Source organism: Microcoleus sp. BM001215392 (genome assembly GCF_036700185.1).
Taxonomy (GTDB): Bacteria; Cyanobacteriota; Cyanobacteriia; order Cyanobacteriales; family Microcoleaceae; genus Microcoleus.
The window spans coordinates 1-5541 of the sequence record NZ_JAUBOJ010000447.1; the positions used below are offsets into that span (position 1 = coordinate 1).

At 48.6% G+C, this 5541-nt stretch carries 5 protein-coding genes and 1 pseudogene; 4 read left to right on the top strand and 2 right to left on the bottom strand.

What is annotated here, in order from left to right:
- Window positions 1–334: pseudogene (locus tag QT974_RS30320) on the bottom strand (hypothetical protein); the annotation flags it as partial.
- A gap of 122 nt (window positions 335–456) precedes the next feature.
- The gene (gene gatA, locus QT974_RS30325; RefSeq protein WP_333472093.1) at window positions 457–1917 is read right to left on the bottom strand and encodes an Asp-tRNA(Asn)/Glu-tRNA(Gln) amidotransferase subunit GatA; all 1461 of its coding nucleotides are present in this window, start codon (window positions 1915–1917) and stop codon (window positions 457–459) included.
- Window positions 1918–2134: 217 nt separating this feature from the next.
- Between gatA and QT974_RS30330 the strand changes: the two genes are divergently transcribed.
- From QT974_RS30330 to QT974_RS30345, 4 genes are all read left to right on the top strand, one after another.
- The gene (locus QT974_RS30330; protein WP_333472094.1) at window positions 2135–2590 is read left to right on the top strand and encodes a helix-turn-helix domain-containing protein; all 456 of its coding nucleotides are present in this window, start codon (window positions 2135–2137) and stop codon (window positions 2588–2590) included.
- 159 nt (window positions 2591–2749) lie between these two features.
- Window positions 2750–2935, top strand: coding sequence for a hypothetical protein (locus QT974_RS30335; RefSeq protein ID WP_333472095.1), 186 nt, complete (start codon window positions 2750–2752; stop codon window positions 2933–2935).
- Between the two features lie 71 nt (window positions 2936–3006).
- Window positions 3007–4311, top strand: a complete 1305-nt coding sequence (locus QT974_RS30340; protein ID WP_333472096.1) for a serine hydrolase — start codon at window positions 3007–3009, stop codon at window positions 4309–4311.
- 174 nt (window positions 4312–4485) lie between these two features.
- Entirely contained in the window at window positions 4486–5316 is an 831-nt protein-coding gene (locus QT974_RS30345; RefSeq protein ID WP_333472097.1) for an alpha/beta fold hydrolase, read from the top strand.
- Window positions 5317–5541 lie beyond the last annotated feature (225 nt).

Below are 5541 nucleotides of genomic sequence, written 5' to 3' on the forward strand. Positions count from 1 at the left end.
CCCTTAACAAGGGGGGGCTGGGGGGGGTTTGGGATGGGTGAACCGGAACCGCCTCTGTTACTCCCGCCCGAACCTTGCGGGGGGTATTCGAGGCAGGAATCCACCACCCGTGCACGCTTTCCACCGCGCCTGTTTTTGCTGGAATTGGCAGCCAAACATCTTGATATTTCAACTGAAAATTATCTGGGGTAGTTGCGATCGCCCGTACCGGAAAAAATATAAACTTACCTTGGGCTACCAATAGAAATAGACAAGCACTAGAATAAGCGATCGCCAAAACTATCCCAAAACTTATCAGCGGTTTAGACAAAAAGAATACCAAAAACTTGTTCATAGAAAATACGCTCCTGTGGAAATTAGAAATCGGTTCAAAGCTAAAGGCAAATGATTAATTAAAACAATTAGCTTTCAATCGATTACTAACTTCCACAGGAGCGTTCCGCCGAATTTCAAAAACTAAGCCAATTCCGGGCGCTGCAAATGCCAATTTGTAGACTGTTCGTAAGCATGAGCTACTTGAAACAGCCGAGATTCTTGCAAAACATTACCAATCAGTTGTATGCCCACTGGCAGTCCTTTATCATCAAATCCGCAGGGCAAACTCAAAGCTGGCAAACCAGCAAGATTTACCGGAATAGTCATCAAATCTGACAAATACATACTCAGCGGGTCATTGAATTTTTCGCCTGCCTTAAAGGCCGTAGTCGGAGCAGTGGGACAGACCAAAACATCAACTTGAGAAAAAGCTTTTTCAAAGTCTTCTTTAATCAAAGTCCGAACTTTTTGAGCTTTGAGATAATAGGCGTCGTAATATCCAGCCGATAGCACGTAAGTGCCGATCGCAATCCGGCGTTTAACTTCGGCACCGAACCCTTGAGAGCGAGTTTTGGCATACATATCCAAAAGATTGTCGGGATCGGGCGATCGGAAACCATACTTGACTCCATCATATCGCGCCAAATTCGCCGAAGCTTCGGAGGGAGCAATAATGTAGTAAGTAGGCAAACCGTAGCGGAACCGGGGACAAGAAACCACTTGAATTTCTGCGCCCAATTGTTGAAATTGCTCGATCGCCTTAGTCACAGCATCTTTAACCGCCGCATCCAACCCTACACCAAAAGTTTCTTTAATTACACCAATTCTAATCTGACCCTTGGGTCGCAAACTGGGTCTCAAAGCTTCGGCGTAGTCAGGAATCGGGATATTGAGACTCGTGGAATCTTTCTTGTCGTAACCAGCGACGGCCCCCAACAAAATCGCCGCATCCTCAACAGTCCGACCAAAGGGCCCGATTTGATCGAGAGAAGAAGCATAGGCAACCAGACCGTAGCGAGAAACCAGCCCATAAGTCGGTTTCATCCCCACCAAACCGCAAAAAGCAGCAGGTTGACGGATCGAACCCCCAGTATCCGAACCCAAGCTCACGACGCATTCTCCGCCAGCCACCGCTGCGGCAGAACCGCCAGAAGAACCTCCGGGCACGCGCTCCAAGTCCCAAGGATTGGCAGTTACCTGATAGGCCGAAGTTTCGGTCGAGCTACCCATTGCAAACTCGTCCATATTTGCCTTACCCAGAATCACCGCACCGACTGCTTTGAGTTTGGAGACGACGGTTGCATCGTAGGGAGGCACAAAATTCTCCAAAATCCGAGAAGCGCAGGTTGTGGGAACGCCTAGAGTGCACATATTGTCTTTAACGGCGATCGGGATGCCGGCCAACAGCCCAATTTTCTCGCCTGCTGCGATTTGGGCATCGACTTTCTGGGCCTGCACCAATGCGCTGTCTGCTGTCACGCACAGAAAGCTTTTCAATTTTGGCTCTAGCTGGGTAATTCGGTCTAATGCTTCTTGAGTAATTTCCACAGCAGAGCGTTCTTTATTGATTAGTTGCCGGTGCAACTCGCGGATGGATGCCATGCTCGTACCTTTATCAATTCTACTTTCAGCCACTTAGCCAATATAGCTGGCAATTGTACCCACTTACAGCGCTTCTTTAACTGCATCTATCTCCCTGCATCTGGACTCAAAAAAGCTAGGTATCTGCCCCAACGAGCCCCAAGAACAAAATTTCATCCGGAATTCTCCCCAAAAGTAGAGATATATGCTAAGAAGTTCCCGATGCCCCGTTGGAGGAATGCCACCTAAAGCCCACTTAGAATCTCACCTGACGGCAGAGGAACTCAAAATTCGCTACCGGCAGGCACAAAACACCACAGAGTCGCGCCGCTGGCACTTGCTACTCTTAGTTTCCCGAAATTGGACTATCAAACAAGCAGCCCAAGTCGTAGGTCTCAACTACGACTACGCTAAAGAAATTGTCCAGCGCTACAACCGAGAAGGGCCTAACTCGGTAAGAAATCGCAGTAGAGACCGCCAGCCCCCTCCTGCCAAATCCTTGCTGAATCCAGAACAGCAAGAAGAACTGCGACAAGCCCTGCAAGGCCCCGCCCCCGATGGCGGAGACTGGACAGGCCCCAAAGTAGCTCGCTGGATTGCCGAAAAGACTGGTAGCGCTCATGTCTGGCCCCAACGCGGCTGGGATTATCTCAAGCGGTTGGGTGTTGATTGGCGGCGGCGCGGCAGAAAGTAGATAGTTCGCAATATATTTAAAGGGGGTCGATCGCCATGGCGATCGCTCCCTTTATTTTGGCAGCAGTCAGTTGTCAGTTGTCAGTTGTCAGTTGGCAGTTGGCAGTTGTCAGTTGTCAGTTGTCAGTTGTTAGTTGTCAGTTGTCTGTATTCGTAGGGTGTGTCGCCATTAAAAATCCCTAAATTAAATCGACAATTTTGTGGCGACGCACCTTATATCATCAAGCTTGCTACCACAAAAATGTTGGGTTTGTGTGCTGTGTCCTTGAAAAGAAAAGGTGCGTCGATCGATCGTCGTTCTTTGTTTAGGATTGTCGATAGCGACGCACCCTACGGCTACGCCTAAAATCTCAAATCGTTTGACTCGTGTAACAATAGCTGCTTAGATTGAATTTGGTTGTGTTGAGGATGTTGAATATGCCCGGGTTCAGGCGTTTTTTGTCGATCGCAAACAAGATAGCGGCAGTAGCAGCCAGCATCGGACTGGTTCAGGTGTTAACCATCGGTAGTTCCTTTGCTCAATCCTCTAACCCGCGTTCCCTAGACGAACTCTACAAAATTCGCGATCGGCTCGTCACCGAACTAGAACAACCCGCCTCACCCTCCCCAGAACCAACCCTGCTCTCCGGCTTAGTTCCCTTCGCCGCCAATCCTCAAGAAAAACTGCTTTCTCAGTTGCAAGCAGTGGAGGTTCAAATATTAGTAGAACAGAGAGCTAACGACAGCTTACAGCAAGCAGTTCGTTTGGCAAACAAAGCCGTAGACACTGGAAAGCAGCAAAATCAGTCGATCGAATCTTCGCAGCAAACTCAATTTTTGTGGCACCAGGCCCTCAACAACTTGCAGGAAGTGCCGCCAAATTCATTTTTAGCTCCCCTCACAGCCTCAAAAGCTCAGGAATACCGGGAAAATATCACCGCAGCAACCTCTCAAGTGCAGCAAGCCAAATCAGATTTTTTGGCGGAGGTGGCTCGTTCAAGCGGTTTGTCCGATCGAGCTTCGATCGGCATTTGCCACCTTTCTAGAGAGTGCGTCAACCTGCGGGGCGATGTCCCTCCTGTCAGCCCGGCCAGCTTAATTAAACTGCCGATTGCTGTCGCCCTGATGCAAAAACTCGACCAAGAAAAAATTAGTCTGAACCATAAAGTATTCGTCGATTCCGGTAATTTCACCGAAGACTCATCGACGCAGATTGTGTCTAGGCGTAATTACCCGGTACAGCTACTGCTAGAAGAAATGATCGATCGCAGCAGTAACATCGCCACCAATCAACTGATCGATTATGTAGGTTCCGATTACATCAATCAATTCTTAGAAAATCGCGGCTACCAAGTCACCCGCGTCAACTTCAAATTAATGGGGGAAAAAACTATGCCCGCCAACCCCGGTTCCGGGCCAAACCGCCTCACTGCTAACGAACTCACTGAAATGATGGTGCAAATTTATAACGGCGAAACACCTGGTGCTAAAATGTTAGTAGAAACTCTCAACCGCCAGTACGATCGCGACCTAGGATTTGCCGCTTTGAAAGGAACTAAAGCTCAGTGGCTGGGCGAAAAAACTGGGGAAAATTCCCTGGTACTCGGCACAACTTTAGCGATGAACATTGACGGCGAAGCCTACGTGATGACTGTGATAGACAGCCGCACCAGTGGCGACCTACAAATCCGCCAGTCTATTGCTAAAATTGCTGATTATATTAGTAAAAATCCCAGCTTTTAACCGCTGGAATACACACAGTTCGCGATCGCACGGGTCGCCAAAAACCGGGTTTGACGGACGAAAATTATTCGCTGCAATCCACAGAAAGAGTAAAAAAATCGGTTTTTTCGCTCGTGGTGCGTAAGTTTTGACACAAGTTATAGCGGGGATAACGTACCGCCCAAAAATCATAAAATGCCCCACACAAAACTCAACGTTTCTGTCAAAGGCGAAGGGTTTCCGATCCTTTGCTTGCACGGTCATCCCGGTTCCGGCGATTGTATGTCCGTCTTTACAGAACACCTATCAAAGCGGTTCCGGACGATCGCCCCAGACTTGCGCGGCTACGGTAACAGTCGCACCTCAAATTCCTTTGAAATGACCGACCACTTGCTGGATTTAGAAGCGCTTTTAGACCGATTAGGGGTCGATCGCACTTTAGTCATCGGCTGGTCTTTAGGAGGCATTTTAGCGCTGGAATTAGCCATGAAATATCCTCAGCGAGTCACAGGTTTGATTGTCCTGGCATCCGCAGCCAAACCCCGCGGAAGTCACCCGCCGATTTCTTGGCAAGATAATCTTTACACCGGTTTAGCCGGAATTATCAACTCGGTGGTGCCCGGTTGGCAGTGGAATATTGATACTTTTGGCAGGCGATCGCTCTTTCGCTACTTGATCCAGCAGCATACAGCCACTCCTTACCGCTACTTAGCCGCAGCAGGTACTCCCGCCTACCTCCAGACTTCTAGGGCGGCTACCAAGGCGCTAAATACCGCTCTCAGGGCCGGATACGATCGCTTACCACAACTCGGCGACATTCAATGTCCCTGCTTGGTGATGGCCGGAGAGGGCGATCGGCATATCACCTCGGCCTCCAGTTTAGAAACAGCCCGCCACCTCAACAATAGTCAGTGGCAGTGTTATCCCGATACAGCCCACTTGTTTCCTTGGGAAATTCCCGATCGGGTAATCGCAGATATCGATCGTTGGATTGAAAATTTCCCCCAAGCAGTTATACCAATTTAAAAAAATACTGCAACAGTCAGTGGTGTGCGTGTAACAAACTCCACCTAACTGTTGTAGCAAGATTTTTTAGAAATGGCATTAAGTCGCGATCGGCCCCACATTTTAGATCCAAGTTCAATCGCCCAGATTCACGGTGCTGCGACTAAATTGACAATCTCAAATAGACTGTCTGACTAATGACTAATGACTAATGACTAATGACTAATGACTAATGACTAATGACTA